The organism is Spirosoma litoris, assembly GCF_054776755.1.
The window spans coordinates 40,692-60,570 of record NZ_BAAHBI010000061.1 but is presented as its reverse complement, the minus strand read 5'-3'; the positions used below and the strand labels follow the sequence as shown (position 1 = coordinate 60,570).

14 protein-coding genes, 1 other RNA gene and 1 pseudogene are annotated in these 19,879 nt (G+C 44.4%); 8 read left to right on the top strand and 8 right to left on the bottom strand.

All coding sequences use genetic code 11. The annotated features are described in order from the left end of the window. The first annotated feature begins 66 nt into the window (after positions 1 to 66). The 5 genes and pseudogenes from ACYVGR_RS31035 to ACYVGR_RS31015 all read left to right on the top strand — a co-directional run bounded on the left by ACYVGR_RS31035 (position 67) and on the right by ACYVGR_RS31015 (position 4,731). Entirely contained in the window at positions 67 to 630 is a 564-nt protein-coding gene (locus ACYVGR_RS31035; protein ID WP_460963852.1) for a restriction endonuclease subunit S, read from the top strand. 3 nt (positions 631 to 633) lie between these two features. Then, on the top strand, positions 634 to 2,175 hold the full coding sequence (locus ACYVGR_RS31030; RefSeq protein WP_460963851.1) for a type I restriction-modification system subunit M: 1,542 nt from the start codon (positions 634 to 636) through the stop codon (positions 2,173 to 2,175). Positions 2,176 to 2,245: 70 nt separating this feature from the next. Beyond that, positions 2,246 to 3,250 (top strand): PDDEXK nuclease domain-containing protein, encoded by a 1,005-nt coding sequence (locus tag ACYVGR_RS31025; RefSeq protein ID WP_460963850.1) that lies wholly within the window; start codon positions 2,246 to 2,248, stop codon positions 3,248 to 3,250. Next, positions 3,250 to 3,972: pseudogene (locus tag ACYVGR_RS31020) on the top strand (restriction endonuclease subunit S); the annotation flags it as partial. The gene ACYVGR_RS31025 and the pseudogene ACYVGR_RS31020, both read left to right, overlap by 1 nt. Before the next feature lie 96 nt (positions 3,973 to 4,068). After that, positions 4,069 to 4,731 (top strand): restriction endonuclease subunit S, encoded by a 663-nt coding sequence (locus ACYVGR_RS31015; RefSeq protein WP_460963934.1) that lies wholly within the window; start codon positions 4,069 to 4,071, stop codon positions 4,729 to 4,731. Between the two features lie 70 nt (positions 4,732 to 4,801). Here the strand turns inward: ACYVGR_RS31015 and ACYVGR_RS31010 are convergent, their stop codons facing one another. Further along, positions 4,802 to 5,182 (bottom strand): hypothetical protein, encoded by a 381-nt coding sequence (locus tag ACYVGR_RS31010; protein ID WP_460963849.1) that lies wholly within the window; start codon positions 5,180 to 5,182, stop codon positions 4,802 to 4,804. A 168-nt stretch (positions 5,183 to 5,350) separates the two neighbouring features. Between ACYVGR_RS31010 and ACYVGR_RS31005 the strand changes: the two genes are divergently transcribed. From ACYVGR_RS31005 to ACYVGR_RS30995, 3 genes are all read left to right on the top strand, one after another. Beyond that, positions 5,351 to 5,977 carry a hypothetical protein gene (locus ACYVGR_RS31005; RefSeq protein WP_460963848.1) on the top strand — a complete coding sequence of 209 codons (627 nt, stop codon included), beginning with the start codon at positions 5,351 to 5,353 and terminating at the stop codon, positions 5,975 to 5,977. A 212-nt stretch (positions 5,978 to 6,189) separates the two neighbouring features. Continuing rightward, positions 6,190 to 9,495 (top strand): type I restriction endonuclease subunit R, encoded by a 3,306-nt coding sequence (locus tag ACYVGR_RS31000; protein WP_460963847.1) that lies wholly within the window; start codon positions 6,190 to 6,192, stop codon positions 9,493 to 9,495. 38 nt (positions 9,496 to 9,533) lie between these two features. Beyond that, positions 9,534 to 10,220 (top strand): M48 family metallopeptidase, encoded by a 687-nt coding sequence (locus ACYVGR_RS30995; protein ID WP_460963846.1) that lies wholly within the window; start codon positions 9,534 to 9,536, stop codon positions 10,218 to 10,220. A 1-nt stretch (position 10,221) separates the two neighbouring features. Here the strand turns inward: ACYVGR_RS30995 and trmD are convergent, their stop codons facing one another. From trmD to ACYVGR_RS30960, 7 genes are all read right to left on the bottom strand, one after another. After that, positions 10,222 to 10,899, bottom strand: a complete 678-nt coding sequence (trmD, locus tag ACYVGR_RS30990) for a tRNA (guanosine(37)-N1)-methyltransferase TrmD (protein ID WP_460963845.1) — start codon at positions 10,897 to 10,899, stop codon at positions 10,222 to 10,224. Beyond that, positions 10,889 to 11,485 (bottom strand): ribosome maturation factor RimM, encoded by a 597-nt coding sequence (gene rimM, locus ACYVGR_RS30985; protein WP_460963844.1) that lies wholly within the window; start codon positions 11,483 to 11,485, stop codon positions 10,889 to 10,891. Before rimM ends, trmD begins: the two co-directional genes overlap by 11 nt. Positions 11,486 to 11,630: 145 nt before the next feature. Beyond that, positions 11,631 to 12,176: a 30S ribosomal protein S16 gene (locus ACYVGR_RS30980; RefSeq protein WP_460963843.1), complete on the bottom strand. Its 546-nt coding sequence runs from the start codon at positions 12,174 to 12,176 to the stop codon at positions 11,631 to 11,633. 165 nt (positions 12,177 to 12,341) lie between these two features. Next, positions 12,342 to 12,837, bottom strand: an RNA gene (rnpB, locus tag ACYVGR_RS30975) — RNase P RNA component class A. 93 nt (positions 12,838 to 12,930) lie between these two features. Then, the gene (locus tag ACYVGR_RS30970) at positions 12,931 to 14,595 is read right to left on the bottom strand and encodes a RagB/SusD family nutrient uptake outer membrane protein (RefSeq protein WP_460963842.1); all 1,665 of its coding nucleotides are present in this window, start codon (positions 14,593 to 14,595) and stop codon (positions 12,931 to 12,933) included. 26 nt (positions 14,596 to 14,621) lie between these two features. Continuing rightward, complete coding sequence (locus ACYVGR_RS30965; RefSeq protein ID WP_460963841.1) at positions 14,622 to 17,813, bottom strand: SusC/RagA family TonB-linked outer membrane protein; 3,192 nt, start codon at positions 17,811 to 17,813, stop codon at positions 14,622 to 14,624. A 640-nt stretch (positions 17,814 to 18,453) separates the two neighbouring features. Next, positions 18,454 to 19,791: a DUF4403 family protein gene (locus ACYVGR_RS30960; RefSeq protein ID WP_460963840.1), complete on the bottom strand. Its 1,338-nt coding sequence runs from the start codon at positions 19,789 to 19,791 to the stop codon at positions 18,454 to 18,456. Positions 19,792 to 19,879 lie beyond the last annotated feature (88 nt).

The window sequence follows — 19,879 nt, the reverse complement described above, 5'->3', positions numbered from 1 at the left end:
CTTACTATTTATTTAGTATTTTTGTAAGCTTCTACTATCTTTAATTTACACACATTAGTTACACACATGGATTATAAACTAGCCGACTTGACGGACATCCGATTTGGTGTGTATGAAAAACCGATAGAAATAGGTCCGATTATTTACCTTCAGGCTAAACACTTTACCGACTCCGGGAGCTTAAAAACAGATCAGCTCGATTCATTTCTTTCTCAGAATAATCAATTGGAAAAGCATCTTCTTCAGAAAGGTGATGTACTACTAGTCGGGAAAGGAAATCGTATCTTTGCCTGGTGTTATCACTCCGATATAGGGCCAGCTATTGCTTCAACTATTTTTTTTGTGATTCGCCCTAAACTCGACCAAATCCTACCAGACTATCTTAGTACTTATCTTAATCTACCTGCCTGTCAGGCTTACTTTCAGCAATTGGGAGCAGGTAGTTCGATTCTCTCGATTCGAAAAAATGAGCTGGCTGAATTACCAGTCCTCTTACCCAACATGACCACTCAACAACACATCGTTAACCTTCAGCAACTGCACGTACAGGAAATACAGCTTCTGGAATCGCTCATTCTGCAAAAGCAAGCACTGCTTTTAAGTTCAATTAACTCATTATTAACCCGATAGTTCATGCTCCGCATAGTCACCCAATCTGAAATCAATAACATCGTCTGGAAGGCCTGTGATACCTTTCGTGGTACCATCGACCCATCTCAATATAAAGACTATGTCCTGACGATGCTGTTTGTCAAGTACTTATCGGATGTATGGAAAGACAAGCTTGCATTTTATCAACAGCGTTATGCAGGTAATCAGGAGCGTATCGACCGTGCTTTGCGAAACGAACGCTTCAATGTACCTGCTCATTGCACCTTCGAATACCTTTATGAGAACCGTAATGAAACTAATCTCGGCGAACTCATCAACATAGCACTCGAAGGCCTGGAAGACGCCAATCGACAGAAACTCGACGGTGTTTTTCGTAATATTGACTTCAACTCCGATGCCAATCTGGGCAAGCCTATCGATCGTAACCGGCGGCTTAAAAACCTGCTTGTCGACTTCTCGGCGCTCGACCTTCAACCATCTCATCTGGAAGGTAACGACGTTATAGGCGATGCCTATGAATACTTGATTGCCCGATTTGCCAGCGATGCGGGCAAAAAAGCCGGGGAATTCTATACGCCCGCCGAAGTATCCGAACTGCTTGCCCGACTCATTGACCCACAACCAGGCAACCGGATTTACGACCCAACCTGTGGCTCTGGCTCGTTGCTCATAAAGGTGGCCAAGCAGATTATACGGCATGGCGGTTCCGAAAATTTCTCCCTATATGGTCAGGAAAATAACGGGAGCACCTGGGCATTGTGCCGTATGAATATGTTTCTGCATGAAATGGATAATGCACATATCGAATGGGGCGACACGCTTAATAACCCACGTCACCTCGAAAACGATACGCTCATGCGGTTTCATATTGTCGTAGCCAATCCGCCCTTTAGTCTCGATAAGTGGGGAGCCGAGAATGCACCAGCTGATCAGTTTAATCGATATCACCGGGGCATTCCACCCAAGAGTAAAGGTGACTTTGCTTTTATCGGTCACATGATCGAAAGCGCGTATCAGGATAGCGGGCGTGTGGGCGTTGTGGTGCCTCATGGCGTATTGTTTCGGGGTAGTACCGAAGGCACCATTCGGCGGCAGCTCATCGAAGAAAACCTGCTCGAAGCCGTTATTGGTTTACCAGCTAACCTGTTTTACGGTACAGGTATACCAGCGGCTATCCTGATTTTTAGCCGGGCAAAAGGCAATAATCACGACGTTTTGTTTGTGGATGCCAGCCGAGGTTTTGAAAGTGGTAAAAACCAGAATCGTCTGCGCGAACAGGATATGCAACAAGCGCAGGAGGTGTACGCGCAATTCCGCCAAAATCTTCCCCTCGCCCCAACAGCTAAAGGGCAGATTCTGATCGATAAGTATGCCTACCGGGCCACGCTGGCCGATATTCAGGAAAATGATTTTAACCTCAATATTCCCCGCTACGTCGATACATTTGAAGAAGAAGCTCCCGTCGATATGGCGGCTACGAAAGCTGAAATCAGCCGATTGAAAACTGAACTAGCCTCTGTGGAAGCCCAGATGGAGGCTTATTTGGCCGAACTGGGTTTATGAGCTATTGCCCGAACTACCTCTTTACTAAACCATAACTATCAACTAGTTAATCCTAAAACTCCGTTGATATATGGCGAATTTATCCGACCAATTTACCGAAGTTATTACCTTAATTCATCAGGCACGAAGCCGGGTTATGCAACGGGTCAATGCCGACCTGATTGATTTATACTGGTCTATAGGAGCTTACATTAGCCGAAAAATAACTGCCAGCGAATGGGGCCAGGGTGTAGTGAAAGAGTTGGCCGCTTACATTAAGCAGCAACAACCTAATGCCAGTGGTTTTTCGGATAAGAATTTATGGCGGATGAAGCAGTTCTATGAGACCTACGCCAACGCCCCTGAAAAACTCTCAACACTGTTGAGACAAATTTCGTGGTCGGCCCATCTGCATATTCTGAGTCAAACGAAAACAGCAGAGGAAAAGCAATTTTATGTGCTTATGACTGCTCAGGAAGGCTATTCGGTGCGTGAACTCGAACGACAAATTGACAGTGGATTGTATGAACGCACCATGCTGGCCAATACCCAACTGCCTCCGGCCGTGCGGAAACTTCCTCAGGACGTAACAAACGTTTTTCGGGATAGCTACGTCCTGGAATTTCTGGATTTGCCGACTCGCCATAGTGAGGCCGATTTGCAAGCTGCGCTGATCCAAAACCTGCGCAAGTTTCTGCTCGAAGCCGGGCGGCATTTTACGTTTGTAGGCGAAAATTACCGCGTACAGGTTGGCAATCAGGACTTTTATATTGATCTGCTACTCTATCACCGATCTCTGCAATGCTTTGTTGTTGTAGAATTGAAAGTAACTGCTTTTAAACCCGAGCATATTGGTCAACTTAACTTTTATCTGGAAGCCCTCGACCGCGACCATCGATTACCCCACGAAAACCCGAGTATCGGCATCCTGCTTTGTGCCAGTAAAGACAGTCAGATTGTCGAGTACGCACTGAGCCGAAGCCTATCACCAACCCTCGTGGCCGATTATACACAACAACTCATCGATAAGCGCTTATTGGCCGAAAAACTGGCCGAACTCTACGCTTATATCCAAACAGAACAAGCGAACCAATAATGGAAAATCAACCGATAGATTTTACCAATACATTAATACCTCAAGGATATAAATCTTCGCCAGTTGGCATTATTCCTAAAGATTGGGATGTTAAGAGGCTAAAAGAGATAGGAAAAGTGGGAAGTGGTAATACTCCTAGCAAAGACGTTAAAGAGTTCTGGTCTAAGGGTAATGTACCTTGGTTACCAACCGGAAAGGTAAATGACAGAATAATTACAGAAAGTGATGAGTTTATAACAAATTACGCGGTCAAAAAGAATTCAATAAAACTTCTACCAGTCGGAACAGTGCTTGTAGCTATGGTAGGGCAAGGCCATACAAGAGGTAGAGCAGCTTTAATGATGATAGAAGCATGGGTAAATCAAAACTTTGCATATATAATACCGAACGATAAAATAGTTTCTACATTTTTATTTATAATACTAGTACTCTTCCAATTTAGATTCTAGAGATTCTTATGATTCTACTTGATGTTTTAGGTATTGATTATCAGTAGAATATCGTCAATAGAATCCGATAGAATCACCAGAATCTATTTTGGTAAAGCACTAGAGTATCGATATGACCAAATAAGATCAGAAGGAGATAGAGGGGGAACACAAGGTTCATTAAACGGAGACATTGTCAGAAACATTAGAATTCCTCTCCCACCTCTCCCCGAACAACGTAAAATTGCGGAGATTTTGAGCACATGGGACACAGCCATTGAGCGCACGCAAGCTTTAATATCAGCCTTACAAAACCGCCATCGCAGCTTATTACAACAACTTCTCACTGGTCGGAAACGACTGCCAGGGTTTGAGGGAGAATGGAAGGAAGTGAAGCTGGGCGAGGTGTTTGATTTTATAAAAAGTGAATCGCATGCACGGGAAAGCCTAACATATCAGCAAACACATGAGCGTATCTATTACATCCACTACGGGGATATTCACGCCAAATTCCAGAAGCCATTTTTAGACTTCAACATAGAAGAAAACATACCATTTGTTAAAGATGGGCTATTAGATGAAAGTAAAGTTTCCTTCTTAAAAGAAGGCGACTTGATACTTGTAGATGCTTCCGAAGATTATCTAGGTGTTGGTGAATCTGTGGAAATCAAGCATCTAGGAGATCGAAAAGCTATTTCCGGCCTACATACATTCGTTCTTAGAGACCAATCAAATCAACTTGTAAATGGGTTCAAAGGCTTCGTGTTAAAGCACGAAAAAGTAGCCAATAACATTCGAAAAATAGCAACTGGCTCTTCGGTATATGGGATTTCAAAAAATAACCTTGCCAAGCAAATCCTTTATCTCCCTCCCCTTTCCGAACAAGCCGCCATCGCTCGCGTGCTAGATGCATCACTGGCCGAAATACGGCTGCATGAACGACAGTTAGCAACGTTACGTGAGCAAAAGCGCGGGCTAATGCAGCGGTTGTTGACAGGACAGGTGCGGGTAAAGATACACGCAAAACCAGACGAGCAGCTGACGCTATTTTAATCTATTTCTTTATTAACGAGGAGTAGGGGTAATTCTCTCCTTAGTCCTCGTTAACAAAACCTTAACAAACTTAGAACTTAGCAGGTCTGATGTAAAAAAAAGGCGATTCGTCAAACAGTCTAATTTCTTCCTCGTCCTCGGTTTCATCGTCAATATCATATAGAGCTATTGACTCCCACTCACCGTTATTAAATTCTGACTCACAGTACTCTCCATAACAAGTACCCGCATCAAAGATATTCATCATGGTTATTACTGCTATTGAGTAAAGCTCCATATCATCAATATCTTCTGCCAGCTTAATAGCATCATTATAGTCAATCTCAAATACATCCCTATCGGTTGCATAGAAATGTATAATATTACCGACTGTCTGAGCTCTATATTCTCCTTTTTTCCCAGAGTGTTTTTCAAAAGCTTGAATGAACTGGTCATACGTGACTAACACCATGCATGGTACACCAGACTAACATAAATTGCTATTATATTATTTAGTAAGCCTCTACAATGAATTTTATTTTTGAAAACTGAACTTATCGTTTAGCGCTAAAGTTGAGCAAGTAACTGAACCCCAGATGGTATCAGGATACTCATTTTTAACTAAAACAAAGGAGGTGATATGCATCCGACAACATGTACAGTTTCGATCTCACTCACTGATTTTATTGACTTCGTGTTGATGACAGGCAGCAAACGGCTTGATAAAGTCAAAACCATTAAAACCCGTGGCACATATGGGCGAGAGAAAGATTTTTATGCGCTCCTACGAGAGCGAATCCAACAAATGCACCGGCAGGACAAGCCTTATGAATATCTGGAAGAATTACTCCAACCAAGTCTACACAAAGTAAAACAGGACAACTACCCAACCATGATTAAAGGGTACCTGACGTTCCTGAAGAAAAATGCAAAGTCTGTTTCATGGGAAGAGCCACCTAAAGGAGTATGGAGCCATAACGGCTTGTGCGTAAAACTCAATCCCGAAGTTAGATTAACCATCAAGGGACAGACATACATTATCAAACTACACTTTCGCAAAGACGAACGCCTGAGTAAAGACAAAATCAGCTGTATTGTAAACCTGATGGAAGAAACAATGGCTCCCATTGTAGGAACGGACGTAAGATTTGGGGTATTAGACGTAGCAACGGGGAAATTATATCAGAAACAGGGGAAATCGTCAGGCCTAAATATCTTATTGAAGTCAGAAGCCGAAACACTACTTTCGTTATGGGGAAAAATATGAAAATAGTAAAAGGTCTTGGACGCTGATTGCGGGTTCAGCGTCCAAGACCTTTGTAAGCTCCCTACACAAGGTAAAGAGTAGAAAAAACCGCACTTCCTAAGTACGGTACGCAACTTTCGGTATTGCGTTTGCAAGGACATAAAGCCTCTGACCAGGTCCTTCACCCTTTGGGCAATGACGATACAAAAATACAAACACCATTTGATTTTCTCATGCCAACACCCTCCTTTTTAGAAGACGACATTTCACAACTACCGGCCCTGCATCTGCTTATTCAGATGGGGTTTCAGTACCTCACGCCCGAACAGGCGCTGGCTGCACGCGGAGGTCGGACGGCCAACGTATTGCTCGAAACTATTCTGAAAGAGCAGTTACGGAATCAGAACCGGATTAACTATAAAGGGCGGGAGTACGAATTTTCGGAAGCCAATCTCAATACAACCGTCCTGCAACTCCGTGATCTGCCCCTAAATGAAGGGTACATGGCGGCCAACAAAGCCTACTATGATCTCATCACGCTCGGTACCAGCCTAGAGCAAACTATAGATGGCGACAAGAAAAGCTTCTCGCTCCAGTACATTGACTGGAAGAATCCGGGTAACAACGTATATCATGTAACGGAAGAATTCAGCGTGCTGCGTTCCGAGCGCGACGACCATTATCGACCTGATATTATTCTGTTTGTCAATGGTATTCCGATGGTCGTAATCGAGTGCAAAAGTCCACGCATCAAAGACCCAATGGACGAAGCCATCCGGCAGCACAACCGTAACCAGGCCGACGATGGCATACGTCCATTGTATATGTACTCGAACCTGTTGCTTAGCTTATCGACCCATGAAGCTCTCTATGGCACAACAGCTACAGCGCGCGAATTCTGGGGAGTCTGGAAAGAACGACTCGACACCGAAGCCGAAAAGCAACAGTACCTGGTTGGCCTATATGCACTGAAAAACCGACCTTTATTGCCTGAGGCCAACCGGCAATTGTTCGGTGATCGCTTTGCCTATATCCAGCACCAATTTGACCAGTGGCTCGCGAATGGCGTAACCGTTACCGAACAGGATAAGCTGCTGTATGACCTTTGCCGTCCTGAACGGATGCTGGATTTGTTCTTCAACTTTATTGTGTATGACGATGGGGTCAAAAAGATAACCCGATACCAGCAATACTTTGCCATTCATAAAACCCTGGCCCAGATCACTACCTTTTCGCCTTCGGGCGCTCGCAATGGCGGTGTAATCTGGCACACACAGGGCAGCGGCAAATCCTTAACTATGGTGATGCTGGCCCAACTGATTGCCACCCGTATCCGAAACCCTAAAATTATACTCGTTACTGACCGTATCGATCTCGACGATCAGATTACCGAAACATTTCAGAAGTGCAAAAAAGAAGTCGTTCAGGCCACTACAGGTGCTTCGGAGGCCATTCGAAAAAAATTAAGTGGTCAATCTGATGATACAATAGATCAAAGCTCCAAACGAGACACCAGCCTGTTAGGGCTACTGCATGAAAAATCGGATGATATTATCACTACGCTGATTCACAAATTTGAAGCAGCACTCAAATCATCATCGGCTCCGTTCTCTTCTGCTGACATTTTTATTCTAGTCGATGAAGGCCACCGCAGCCAGTCCAATACGTTTCATACCAATATGCGCCGATTGTTTCCGAACGCGTGCTTTATTGCTTTCACGGGTACCCCGCTAATGAAGAAAGAAAAAAGCACAGCTGTCAAGTTCGGTGGTATTATCGACGATTATACCATTACGCGGGCTGTTGAGGATAAGGCTGTCGTTCCTCTGCTCTATGAGGGAAGACATCATTTGATGAGTACCAACGAGAAGCCCTTAGACACTTACTTCGAGAAAATTGCCGAACCACTAACAGATTATGGCAAAGCCGACCTAAAACGCAAATACAGCTCGAAGAGTATACTAAACAAAGCCGATCAGGTTGTGTATGCACGCGCATGGGACATTGTCGAACACTATGTCGATAATTTTCAGGGAACCAGCCTTAAAGGTCAATTAGTAGCCCCCAATAAGCTAACAGCTATAAAATATAAGGAGTACATTGACGAAATCGGTTCAGGTGATCCCACTAAAAAAGTAACCTGCGAAGTTGTTATTTCTCCTCCTGATGAGCGAGAAGGTTCCGATGATGTCTATAGTAAGCCCAACGATAAAGTGCTAGCCTTCTGGCACTCGTTGATGGACAAATACAACAAAAAGCCGTCTGTTTATGAGAAAAGCATTATCAATGCGTTCAAGAAACAAGACACGCCTGAATTACTCATTGTTGTCGATAAGCTCCTGACCGGTTTCGACGCTCCGCGCAATACAGTCCTTTACCTAACTCGTCAACTCCGTGAGCACACGTTATTACAAGCCATTGCCCGCGTAAACCGACTCTATCCAGGCAAAGACTATGGCTTTATCATCGACTATTATGGCAATCTGGGTAATCTGGATTCGGCGCTAAATACCTATTCGGAAGCGGGTTTAGATGAATTTGACGAAGACGATCTGGCTTTAATTCTCGTTAACCTGAGCGAAGAGGTAAAAAAGTTACCTCAAGCCCATTCAGAACTATGGGATATTTTTAAAGGCATTAAAAATAAATATGACGAAGCAGCCTACGAAGAATTGCTCTTTGATGAAGAACGACGGCATCTATTTTATGAGAAAACGACCGCCTTTGTCAAAATCCTGAAAATTGCCTTAGCGAGTGTCGACTTCCAGACGAATACGCCGGAAAAACAGATTGACAAATACAAACAGGATGCTCGATTTTTCCTGGCTCTACGAGTATCCGTCAAACGCCGTTATTTTGATGAGGCCAACTACAAAGCTTTTGAACCGCAAATTCAAAAACTGATTGACAAGCACATTACTACTGATGGCGAGGCCCTACGCATTACGGAGCTAGTCAATTTATTTGACGCTGAGCAACGACAAGCCGAAGTAGAAAAAGTTACCGGCAAGGCCGCCAAAGCCGATCACATCGCCAGTCGGACAATGAAAGCCATTAGTGTCAGGATGAATGAAGATCCTGTTTTTTACAAAAAGCTAGCAGCTCTTATTAAAGAAACCATTGAGGCCTATCACCAACAACGTATCGACGAAGCAGAGTTTCTACGTAGAGCCCGCGACTTAGAAGAAACAACGCACTCCGGAAAACGTAACGACCTACCAGCGTCCTTACAAAACAATGAAGTAGCCCAAGCTTACTATGGCCTAACACAAAGCGTGTTGGAGCAGGTTATAACCGACAAAGCCGCATTAGCTAATCTGGCTCTGGGCATTGATACAGCTATTCGATTGATCGTCTTCGATGGTAATAAACCTCGCATCGACTGGCAAAGCAATCTAGACATTGAGGGCAAAATCAAAATTGCGATAGACGATTTCCTATTCGACGAAAAAGACGCACATGATTTACCGATCACTAGTACACAAATTGACGAATTAATAGAAGAATGTCTGAAAATAGCCAAAGTCCGGTATCGGTAACGAACACAAATTCTTCAGAAAAAACTACCGGAGAGATTATGTTTGGACAAACCCTTATTCGGTTTTCAATACAATTTGCTGCGCGAAAAACATTAGGCATTCAGGTACACCCCAACGGTCAGGTTCTGGTTATAGCTCCTTTAGCGAGCGATTATCAAACTGTTCTAGAAAAGGTAAAAACCAAAGCCGCCTGGATTCGTAAACAGCAGGCGTTTTTCCTATCCTTTGAGCCCCGGCAAAAGCCTCGACTCTATATAAATGGCGAATCGCACAGTTATCTGGGAAAACAGTATAGGCTCAAACTAGTATTAGGTGCGGATAAAAAAGTTACAGCCGTTCGGGGATATCTTACTGTTCAACTACCGAATGTATCCCTAGAAGCAGTTCGTCGTTTACTGGAAAATTGGTATAAGGAAAGAGCTCTTCTTATTTTCAACGAAATACTAGCTGAAGTTCTCCCATCTTTTGAGCGCTATTCGTTAATCCCCCCCCACCTGGAAATTAAACGAATGGAAAAGCGTTGGGGCAGTTGTACCACAAAAGGCAAAATCATTCTGAACACCGACTTGGTCAAGGCGGCAAAACCTTGTATCCGATACGTTATTGTGCATGAGTTGTGCCATCTACTCAACTATTCTCACAATTCTGCTTTCTATGAGTTACTGAACCGAATGATGCCAGATTGGGAAAAATGGAAACAAAAACTGGAACATTCTCTAGCTTAAGCTACTCATCCAGCAAGTCAGGGCGTCTTGCCCGAGTCCGAGCCAGGGCCTGTTCGTGTCGCCACTCGTCAATTTTGGCTTCGTGACCCGATAGTAGAATGTCGGGTACCCGGTGGCCTTCAAATTCGGCCGGGCGAGTGTAAACCGGGGGCGCTAAAAGATTATCCTGAAATGAATCGGTTAGTGCCGACGTTTCGTCATTCAGAACTCCTGGCAACAGCCGAATGATTGCATCTGAGAGCACGCAGGCAGCTAGTTCACCACCCGAAAGCACGTAATCGCCAATGCTGATTTCTTTAGTAATGAACAGCTCGCGAACCCGTTCGTCTACACCTTTATAGTGGCCACAGAGAATAATCAGGTTCTGCTGCAACGAGAGCGTATTGGTCGTTTTCTGATTCAATCGCTCACCGTCGGGCGTCATATAAATAATCTCGTCGTAGACTCGGTCGGATTGGAGTGACCGGATACAGCGGGCAATCGGTTCGATTTGCATCACCATACCCGCAGCGCCACCAAACGCGTAATCGTCCACTCGCCGGTGTTTATCCAATGTATAGTCGCGCAGGTCATGGACAACGACTTCCACATAACCGCCCTGTTGTGCCCGTTGTAGAATAGAATGGGCAAAAAAGCTTTCCAGGAGCTTCGGCAGACAGGTAATAATATCAATCCTCATCAGTATCGTCGTCCGCTTCGTCGCCGTTGATTTCAGAATTTTCGTCCTTGCCGTTGTCTTCCATATAAATAGCGAGCAGACCGTCGGGTAAAGCGACATTGAGCTTTTGATTCGCCCGATCGATTGTCTTAACGATATCGCTATTGATCGGAATCAGGACTTCTTTGCCTTCATAATCCATGGCAATTAAATCCTGCGCGTTCATGGCATACACGCCCTGCACAATGCCTAGCTCACCTGCTTCGGCATCGACTACCTGATAACCAACAATTTCGTGGAAATAGAAACGGGTCTCGTCGGTAATCGGTTCTAACTCATCGAGTGGCAGATAAGCTCCGCAGTTGATCAAACGCTCTGCCTGTTCGATGGTATCCACATCATCGAAAGCAACAATGGCCCGGCTACCTTTCACGATAGCGATCGATTCAATAAAATACGGAATCAATTCGCCTTTCACTTCCAGCAATACCGACTCCAGGTCTGCATATTCATCAGGGTTATCGACATCCAGAAAAAGCACTAGTTCACCACTAACGCCATGCGTCTTGGTAATATGACCTACTTGATAACAATCGTCTTTTGTCATAGGGAATACGGCAGGGAAGCCGCTTTTAAACCCAAAAGCACGGCTTTCCAGCCGCATTACTTATAAAAAGAGCCTGTCCAGAAACGAACAGGCTCTTTCTTTACAAATTTACTGAAGTACTGGTTACCCAGAACCGGCGAAAAAATTATTCCGCAGCAGGTGCTTCTTCAGCAGGAGCGGCATCTTCAGCAGGTGCTTCTTCAGCTACCGGAGTTTCTGCAACAGGCTCTTCTACTTTGTTTTTCTTAGCAATAGCTTCAGCGCGAGCTTCGTTCACCTTTTTCTCCGCTTCTAAACGAGCAGCGCGATCTTGCTCTTTCGATTGCGATTTGGTTTCAGCAGCACCAGCTTTACGGCCTTGTTTTTCTTCTTGCCAAGTCGTGAATTTCGCATCGGCCTGTTCTTGGGTGATAGCACCTTTGTTCACACCTACCTGAAGGTGCTTGCGATACATGATGCCTTCGTGCGACAATACCGAACGCGCGGTATCCGTCGGCTGAGCACCAACCATGAGCCAGTAAACAGCCCGTTCCGACTTCAATACAACAGTCGAAGGGTCGGTGTTGGGATTGTACGAACCGATTTTTTCAATGAAACGGCCATCGCGAGGAGAGGTTGACTCTGCAATCACGATATCGTAAATCGCTCTTCTTTTGCGTCCACGACGCGCTAAACGAATTTTAACACTCATTTGTGCTTGATTGGTTTTGATGGGAGACGCATCCCCCCTGTAAAACGTGGCCGCAAAGGTACGAAAAAAGTTTCAGGTTTCAAGTTCAAGGTTTTAAGTTTAAATGTCTGACGATCAAATAAACCTGAAACACGGAACCTGAAACCTGAAACTTTTTAAAACCCTTTTCAACACGAGCCTATAAGCCGGGTTCTGTCCTCCCACAAGCGTGGAATGGCTTATCATTTATCTGGGATGGTCGTCACCGGCCACCTCGTTCGACCTACCCGCGTCGGCATCTGGATCGTCCCGGATGGGATTGCTCCAGAACGGGAACGAGCCGCCCCACGTCCGACGCTTATTTGGTCTTTCAGCCCCTAAGGTTTATCCTGCCCCACCGGTCGCCCGTTGGGCGGTAGGCTCTTACCCCACCTTTTCACCCTTACCACATGTAATGAGTGAATGAGTGAATGAGTGAATAAAAGCTTGCGCCAGCTATTCACCGCTCCGGCGGCCCGGTCATTCACTCATTCGCCATTAAAAAATGGCGGTATATTTTCTGTGACACTGGCTGTCGAATGGTCGTTCCCAACCATCCTCCTTCCCGTTAGGAAGTAGGGTGCCCTATGCTGCCCGGACTTTCCTCGCCCAATTGCTCAGACGCGATAAGCCAACTCGTATTAATCAGGGACCACAAAGGTAGCTAAAAACAAAGACTCCCGGTATGTGTCGTGATGATCACAAATCGGGAGTCTTTTCTACTAACGTAACTAAATTAGTTCGTCTTCGGATTTTTTGTGGCAGCACTACCCGCTACTGGTGGATTATACGCGATTTCATTATCCGGCACATCCCAATAATCCAGGTAGCCATAGGTGATAGTTGCATTGCGGCTAACAACACCCGTTCGACTCAGGGCAACAGCGCCCGTACGGCCAGTTTCCAACAAGCCCCAGCGACGAGCATCGTAGAACGACAGAGCCCGAAACAGTAAGCCAATCCGACGTTCCCGGCGCAGTTCTTCTTTGGCAGCATCGAGTGTAAGGTTTGTTCCAGCTACAGCAGTTAAGCCCGCTCCCTGCGCTTTACGAACTTCATCGATCAGAGCCAGACCTTCTTCTATTTTGCTCGTGTAAATCAGCGCTTCCGCTTTCATTAACTGGTTCTCTTCGTATGAGCTAGCCAAGTATAATTCGTAGCCACCTGCATTTGTATTCGAATACGTGATAACAGACGCACTACCTTCTGAGCCAGATGCCCCCCGGTTAACCAAATCAAACCGTGTGAAGAACGAATTACCTCGCGATGTTTCACCAATATAAGCCGACGTCCGTTGTTTAAAGTTGTTAGTAAACCGGAGATCGCCCGCTTTGAAATCCTGAATCAATCGTTCTGTAATCTTGTATGTGTTACCAGACCCAGTAGCTTTACCAGAAACGGTTCCGCTTGTAGGCGAAAGGAAATCACCGTTTGTATTGGAACGCCCGGTAAAGACATAGTCACTAGCCAGAATCCCACTATTCGTCAAGGTTAGAATATCGGTCCACTGTGCTGCTGTCATATTGGCCACCCGTGTATTCACCAGGATATTCCGAGCTTTCATGGTGTTAATATTGCGAATCCACATAGCTGGTGACAGAGCCGAAGCCACAGTACCTCCTTTACCAACCCGATTGAAGTTGGGAATAAGCCCTAACATTGAAGCCGTATAATCGGCATTAGCAGTTAGACCACTCAGAATTTTGGCAGCTGCATCGAAGTTCTTATTGGCTTCGGCAATCATGGCTTCTTTGGTTACGTAATTACCGTTGGTGCCGTTCAGTACTTCACCATTGGCCTTGTCATTAATAAGACCAGCATAATACATAGACCCAATGCGCGAGTAAGCATAGCCTTTCCACCAATACGCCCAAGCACGCAGAACACCTTTTTTTGTATCTACATCGCCCGAAAAAGTAGTAGCATCAATGTTGGCTAACAGTGTATTAGCGGCATTATTCAGATTATACATGTACGCCCATTCGTAGTAGGTCGAATTCTGGTAACCCGTTGAGTTGACATTAGCCGTAATACGAATAAAGTCAATTTGCTTACTGGGCGAGTTAGGATTCACTAGTACAGTACCATCATCCAGAGTAACCTGGTTGGGACAGCCAATCTGATTGATAAACACGTTGGCAATGTCGGTTCCGATTACATCACCCATCAATTCATGGTTACCGATAGCTCCCGACCAGAAATAACCGGGAACGCCATCGTAATATTTCACATCCTTAAAGCCAGTAATATAAAAACCCTCTCCATAGGAGATTAATCCCGATTCTGTTCTCAAGGCTGACGGAGAAGGCTGGTTAGGGTTTTCTACCTGCAATTGCTCTTTACAGGAAGCCATGAACCCTGAAAACACCAGTGTCAATGCATATATTTTTAACTTATTCATCAGTTCAAGTTTTTTGAGTGGGTTACTTAAAATCCAATATTCAACGTAGCCTGATACGACTTAAAGTTCGGCATTGTGCTGTGATCGGTACCACGGTCCCAGGCCGAGTTCGACGTTCCAGAACTGATTTCCGGATCGAAGCCCGTGTATTTAGTCGCTGTCCAGAGGTTCCGCCCCGCTAATACAAGCTGAAGTTTTTTGGTAGCTGGAATTTTAAACAATTTGGCAAAATCAATTCCTACCTGAATATTCCGCAGGCGCAGGAAAGAAGCGTCTTCGTAGAAGTAATCCTTCGTACCGTTAGCTGTCCGTTGTGCGTAAACCCCTCGGTAGAAGGCTGTCCAAGCACCAGTTTGACCATCAATGGCAATTGGGTTTGTGTAATCGCTATGGATACCATCCCTATACATCCACTCTTTGGTCTGGTTATATAGGTGGTTGCCTGCTACCCAATCAAACTGAAAACCGAATGTCAGGAAATTCTTGTAGCTGAAATCATTAATGAATGACATGTTAAACTTCGGATTTGGATCGCCAAAGCTGAACTTATCGGCTGTAAAGTAAGGCTGCTTGGTTGCCTTGTTAACTACAATGCCATTGCTGGCAACTGTATAACCCTCCTGATCAGCCTGTGCGATAAAGTAATTACCGTTTGGATCTCTGGCATCAACACTGCTAATGGTTTTATAGCCGTATAGTTGACCAATTTTTTCACCTGCTTTCAAGACGTAGTTGGTGCTTCCTGCGTTTGATGTAACAATAACTGGTGCATCGCCCCGAATCGAAATGATTTTTGAACTCTGCTTACCGAAATTAATGGTCGTATTCCATTTCAGATTCGATCCATTATACACCGTCGAATTCAACGACATTTGAATACCGTTCGAGCCTAAGGTGAAGGCATTATCAATCAGGGTCCCCAAGCCGACCGATGGAGCTACGTCAACTGAATAGATGGCATCTTTAGTTTGCCGATCCCAGTAGGTTGCAGCCAAGGCAATACCGTTTAGCCAGCTTGACCCTTTAAGTAGGCTAAATACCATGTCGGTACCGATCTCAATTTCCTGAGATACCTCAACACCCAGCGCAGGGTTACTTTGTCCATTGGCATAATAGAAGGCCGTTGTGTTGCCAACGGTTGGGGTCGTAACAGTTATATATCGATCAAATGGTTTGGGTTGAATACCAGCCTGACCGTAAGCAGCACGTAGTTTCAGTTCGGGAAGGAAGCCATTTACAACACTGTTTTGCCAGAAAGGTAGTGCTGACAGACGGACAAAAGCATCACCACGAGGGAATGTAAAAGGCTTAGACCCCTGACCAAATGCCGACGAATAATCACTGCGGAAGCCCCCCGAAATACCAGCAAAATCGCCATATTCAAACCGTTGGTTGATCAAATAACCGTATGTAATGAACGGTTCCTGATAATCACGATAGACACGCCACGAAGATCCATTAGTGGCATTGTAAGGCGCATAAGCCGCTGGTAAACCAAGCGCGACACTCGTATACTCCTTAAGCATGCTATTCCGATAATCGAACAAAGCCTGCGTAACCGACTTAAGTGGAATTTTTGAACCAAAGTCTTCTTTCAGGTCAAAAACAGCGGTAGCTGTAGCCAGAAAATTCTGGAACATCTTACTATTCGTATACTTATCCAGTTCACCACTGCTATTCGTATTGTAGTTTGAGATATAGGTGGCTGTTCCTAAGTTCTGCCAATATTTAATATTGGCATTGTTCGACTGGTTGAGGTATTCCAGATCGCGGTTTTGGGTCTGGAAATTCAAACCATATTTGGCATCCAGCTCAACATATTTCGGGAATTTGTAATTCAGGTTGACGTTCTGAATAATATCGACCTTATTATCATTATTGTTGCTATATGCCTGCCGATAGGATGGGTTCGATGCGTTGATCCCAATCGTCTGGTTCATATTATATGGAATCGAACCGTCAGTAGTTGTTAGCGAGAAATCTGCCAGCGGATACGCATTCAGCATATTATATAAAATAGTCCGATCGGTCGATCTAAGCGTGCTTTTTGTGTAAGCTAACTGCGTGATTGAACGCAAGGTAAGTCCTTTAGCCAGCTGTGCACCAATATTGGCCGAAAGGTTGCTCCGGTCATAGGCTCCATTGTTTATGATATTACTTTCCTGATGGCTGTTAGATACCGACAAGCTAAAATCAGCTTTCTGACTCCCACCCGAGATCGCAATACTATTGTTGGTCGTATTAGCGGGTCTGAAAAAGTAAGCAAAGTGATCGTGATATTGCAGGTTAGCGTCGTAAGGCTTGCTATTTGTAGCCGTTGGATCAATTGAGTTGTATTGAACGTTTTCTGAGTAGACACCAGAATCGGTCAGATAAGTAATAGGTTTACCTGAGGCTCCAATTATATTGTTACTGGCATCAGTTGCAAACGCGTGATACATTGCTTTACTAACTCCACCAACGTTCAGATACGTATTTTGAGCAATGCTCGACGAAATATCGATATTCAGTTGGCCATTTTTTCCTTTTTTGGTGAACAGTTGGATAACTCCATTAGCACCCTGTGCGCCATAAATCGTAGCAGCTGCAGCTCCCTGAACAACCTCTACACGCTCAATTGAATTCAAATCGATGGTTTGCAGGCTGGTAGCACCCATCTGAATCCCATCGATCAGGATCATTGGCGAAGTTCCCCGGTTGATGGTGTTGATACCACGCAACAGGATATTTACGTCGGCTCCTGGTGTACCACTCCGGCTGGTAATTTGTGCTCCCGGAATCTTCCCGATCAGGGCCTGGTCAATAGAAGCAGAAGGTGCCTGAGGTAAATCTTTGGACGAAACCGACTCAACCGATATTGCCAATTTACGCTTATCTGTAGCCACCCCCGTACCCGTTACTACAATCTCAGCAAGTTGCTTTGTATCGGTAGTTAGTTTAACATTCACTACTGAACTGGCCCCTAGTTCAACTTCCTTCGTTGCCATCCCAATGAAGGAGAACACTAATTTACTTTTGGCAGGAGCAGCTATTGAGTAGCCACCACTCGCATCGGTAACCGCCCCCACTGTGGTTCCCTTCACAACGACCGATACGCCGGGGAGTGAGCTACCGTCTTCGGCAGAAGTTACTGTACCTGTAATTTTCCGTTCCTGAGCCCAGGAGACTGCCAGAGTTGAGCACATCAATAAGAGGCTCAGCAGTATAGTTTTCCTCATATACAAGTTAGTGTTGATTAAGTTGATATCAAGTTAGGTTATAGTACCTAGCTATGATCATTCGACAAAACTATATCCCTGATGATTCAATTCAAAATTTCGTATTAAAAATATTATATAATCACTTCAATTGTCATTTATTTAGATTACAAAATATAATTCTGAATTATCAATACTATTGAACTATAGTTCCAAAAAATTAAGTAATAATGAAATTAAAAATTATATTATTACAATAAAAACCAATCATTCAGATAAACACTCAATAAGATAACCAGCCATTTATTATTAGAATAATACAAATTTAATCACTATTTAACCTCAGTATTAAAACGGATTGTATTTAGGTATAAACACTTAAAAAATTCCCATTTTATATATAAAACCAAAGAATTAATGGTATTTTAATAATATTTTAACCTTTAAATTTAATTTTTATGAAATCAGCTTAGATTATATGTATTTTCATATAAATGACAGAATTTAATAGTACCATTTAACTAGATTTATCTGTAGTGAGGTAGTACGAAAACAAAGAACGCGGGCCAGGATTTGAGCTTCGTAGGGATTCCCTTCGATTAACCAAATCCTGGCCCGCGTTCATAGAGGCCAAATGACACTAGTATTTCCTATTGCAGAGCTATTGCAATCCCTCCACTTTTACATCAAGCCGTCCGTGAGCATTTACAACGGCTAACATGGCTGTTGGAGTCAAATAAACCTGATCAGGCTTGATTTCATCAATTTGCCCATTGATAACGACCCCTTTGGCCAGTTGGTTATTTTTGAGCCGCTGCTGCAAGAGTTTCTGCATGTCGGCAATCTGAGAACCAACCGGGATGGTAAGTTGCTTTTCAAGTGTTCGGGCAAAGGTGCCTTTCAATAACCAGCTCGCCGATTGCGCCAGTATGTTTTTCGTATCTAAATCGAAATGCAGATCTTTTAACGAGATCGTTTGATCATGGGCATCGTAGTAAGGGCGTCCGCGCAGATAAATATCGCCATTGATCGTTCCTTTCAAGCCAGCCTTAATGATCAGATTCTCATTTTGCCCATACAAGTCGATGCTGGTGATCGTAACGTGATAGCGGTTATCACTAAACGAGAATGATTTTCCGACAAACTCTTCGGCAGCAATCTTAGCCACTTCCGGATACGTCGCTTCGCTCAGTAAACCAATCTGAAAATCATCCTTTACCTGAGATACCACCGTTAAATCGGGCAATGATACCGCCGGATGGACCTCTGGTTTGGCCCCGGTAGTTGTCAGCGTAAACCCTTCAATACCAATCGTAGCCCGAATAATTCGCCCTTCGAAACGCAAAGGCGTAATGAGCACTCGCTTAGGAACAACCTGTAGATAAGTTCGGTATTTTTCGGATAACAGATAAGGTTCACGCAGGGTGTTCCAGGCTTTCAGAACAGGGGTTCGGATATCTACATTCCGGCGAACCTGTTGGTCGATCGTTTTAGTAATACTGCCTAAATTTTTGTCGATCATTCGGCTCACGAAGTTCGTAATCGGGATATTTACACCCACAACACTCACCGTTGGCTTACGCACCCAGCCGTAGCCATCGGCCTGTGTTTGGGTATGAACCGACCAATCTTTATCGAGGTCAAATTTGGTTTTGAACCGAAGATCAATCTCAAATTCGGTTTCTTTATACTGTGTAAAACCCAATACTGATACACCCGCTTTCACCCAGATGCGTAACGGAACCATAAAATGAAACAGGCTGTCTTCCGCCGTCACGAGAATAGTACCACGTTTCCAGACTTTCGTCATGAATTGATCACGGTTGTTGTCTTCCAGGCTATTATCCTCATAAATCAGACCATTGACCTGCGCATTGATCTGTCGTTCAACATCACCCAATGCAATGGACACAGGAACGTGGACGGTCGATAAAAAGCGTTCATTTCGGACTTCCATTTCAGTGATGTTATAGGCTTCTTTAGGTGCTTTGGGATTCAATCGATTGCTGGCTGGCTGACCGCAACTTAACAGAAAAAAACAGAAACACAGAGATAGTAGGAACAGTAACTGATGGCGCAAGGCCCTG

Excerpts from the sequence above, each read along its gene's own strand:
- ACYVGR_RS30970 (WP_460963842.1), bottom strand. The coding sequence starts at position 14,595 with ATGAATAAGTTAAAAATATATGCATTGACACTGGTGTTTTCAGGGTTC.
- rimM (WP_460963844.1), bottom strand. The coding sequence starts at position 11,485 with ATGACAAAAGACGATTGTTATCAAGTAGGTCATATTACCAAGACGCAT.
- ACYVGR_RS31030 (WP_460963851.1), top strand. The coding sequence starts at position 634 with ATGCTCCGCATAGTCACCCAATCTGAAATCAATAACATCGTCTGGAAG.
- ACYVGR_RS31005 (WP_460963848.1), top strand. The coding sequence starts at position 5,351 with ATGCATCCGACAACATGTACAGTTTCGATCTCACTCACTGATTTTATT.
- ACYVGR_RS30995 (WP_460963846.1), top strand. The coding sequence starts at position 9,534 with ATGTTTGGACAAACCCTTATTCGGTTTTCAATACAATTTGCTGCGCGA.
- ACYVGR_RS30965 (WP_460963841.1), bottom strand. The coding sequence starts at position 17,813 with ATGAGGAAAACTATACTGCTGAGCCTCTTATTGATGTGCTCAACTCTG.
- ACYVGR_RS31010 (WP_460963849.1), bottom strand. The coding sequence starts at position 5,182 with ATGGTGTTAGTCACGTATGACCAGTTCATTCAAGCTTTTGAAAAACAC.
- ACYVGR_RS30980 (WP_460963843.1), bottom strand. The coding sequence starts at position 12,176 with ATGAGTGTTAAAATTCGTTTAGCGCGTCGTGGACGCAAAAGAAGAGCG.
- trmD (WP_460963845.1), bottom strand. The coding sequence starts at position 10,899 with ATGAGGATTGATATTATTACCTGTCTGCCGAAGCTCCTGGAAAGCTTT.
- ACYVGR_RS31000 (WP_460963847.1), top strand. The coding sequence starts at position 6,190 with ATGCCAACACCCTCCTTTTTAGAAGACGACATTTCACAACTACCGGCC.
- ACYVGR_RS31025 (WP_460963850.1), top strand. The coding sequence starts at position 2,246 with ATGGCGAATTTATCCGACCAATTTACCGAAGTTATTACCTTAATTCAT.
- ACYVGR_RS31035 (WP_460963852.1), top strand. The coding sequence starts at position 67 with ATGGATTATAAACTAGCCGACTTGACGGACATCCGATTTGGTGTGTAT.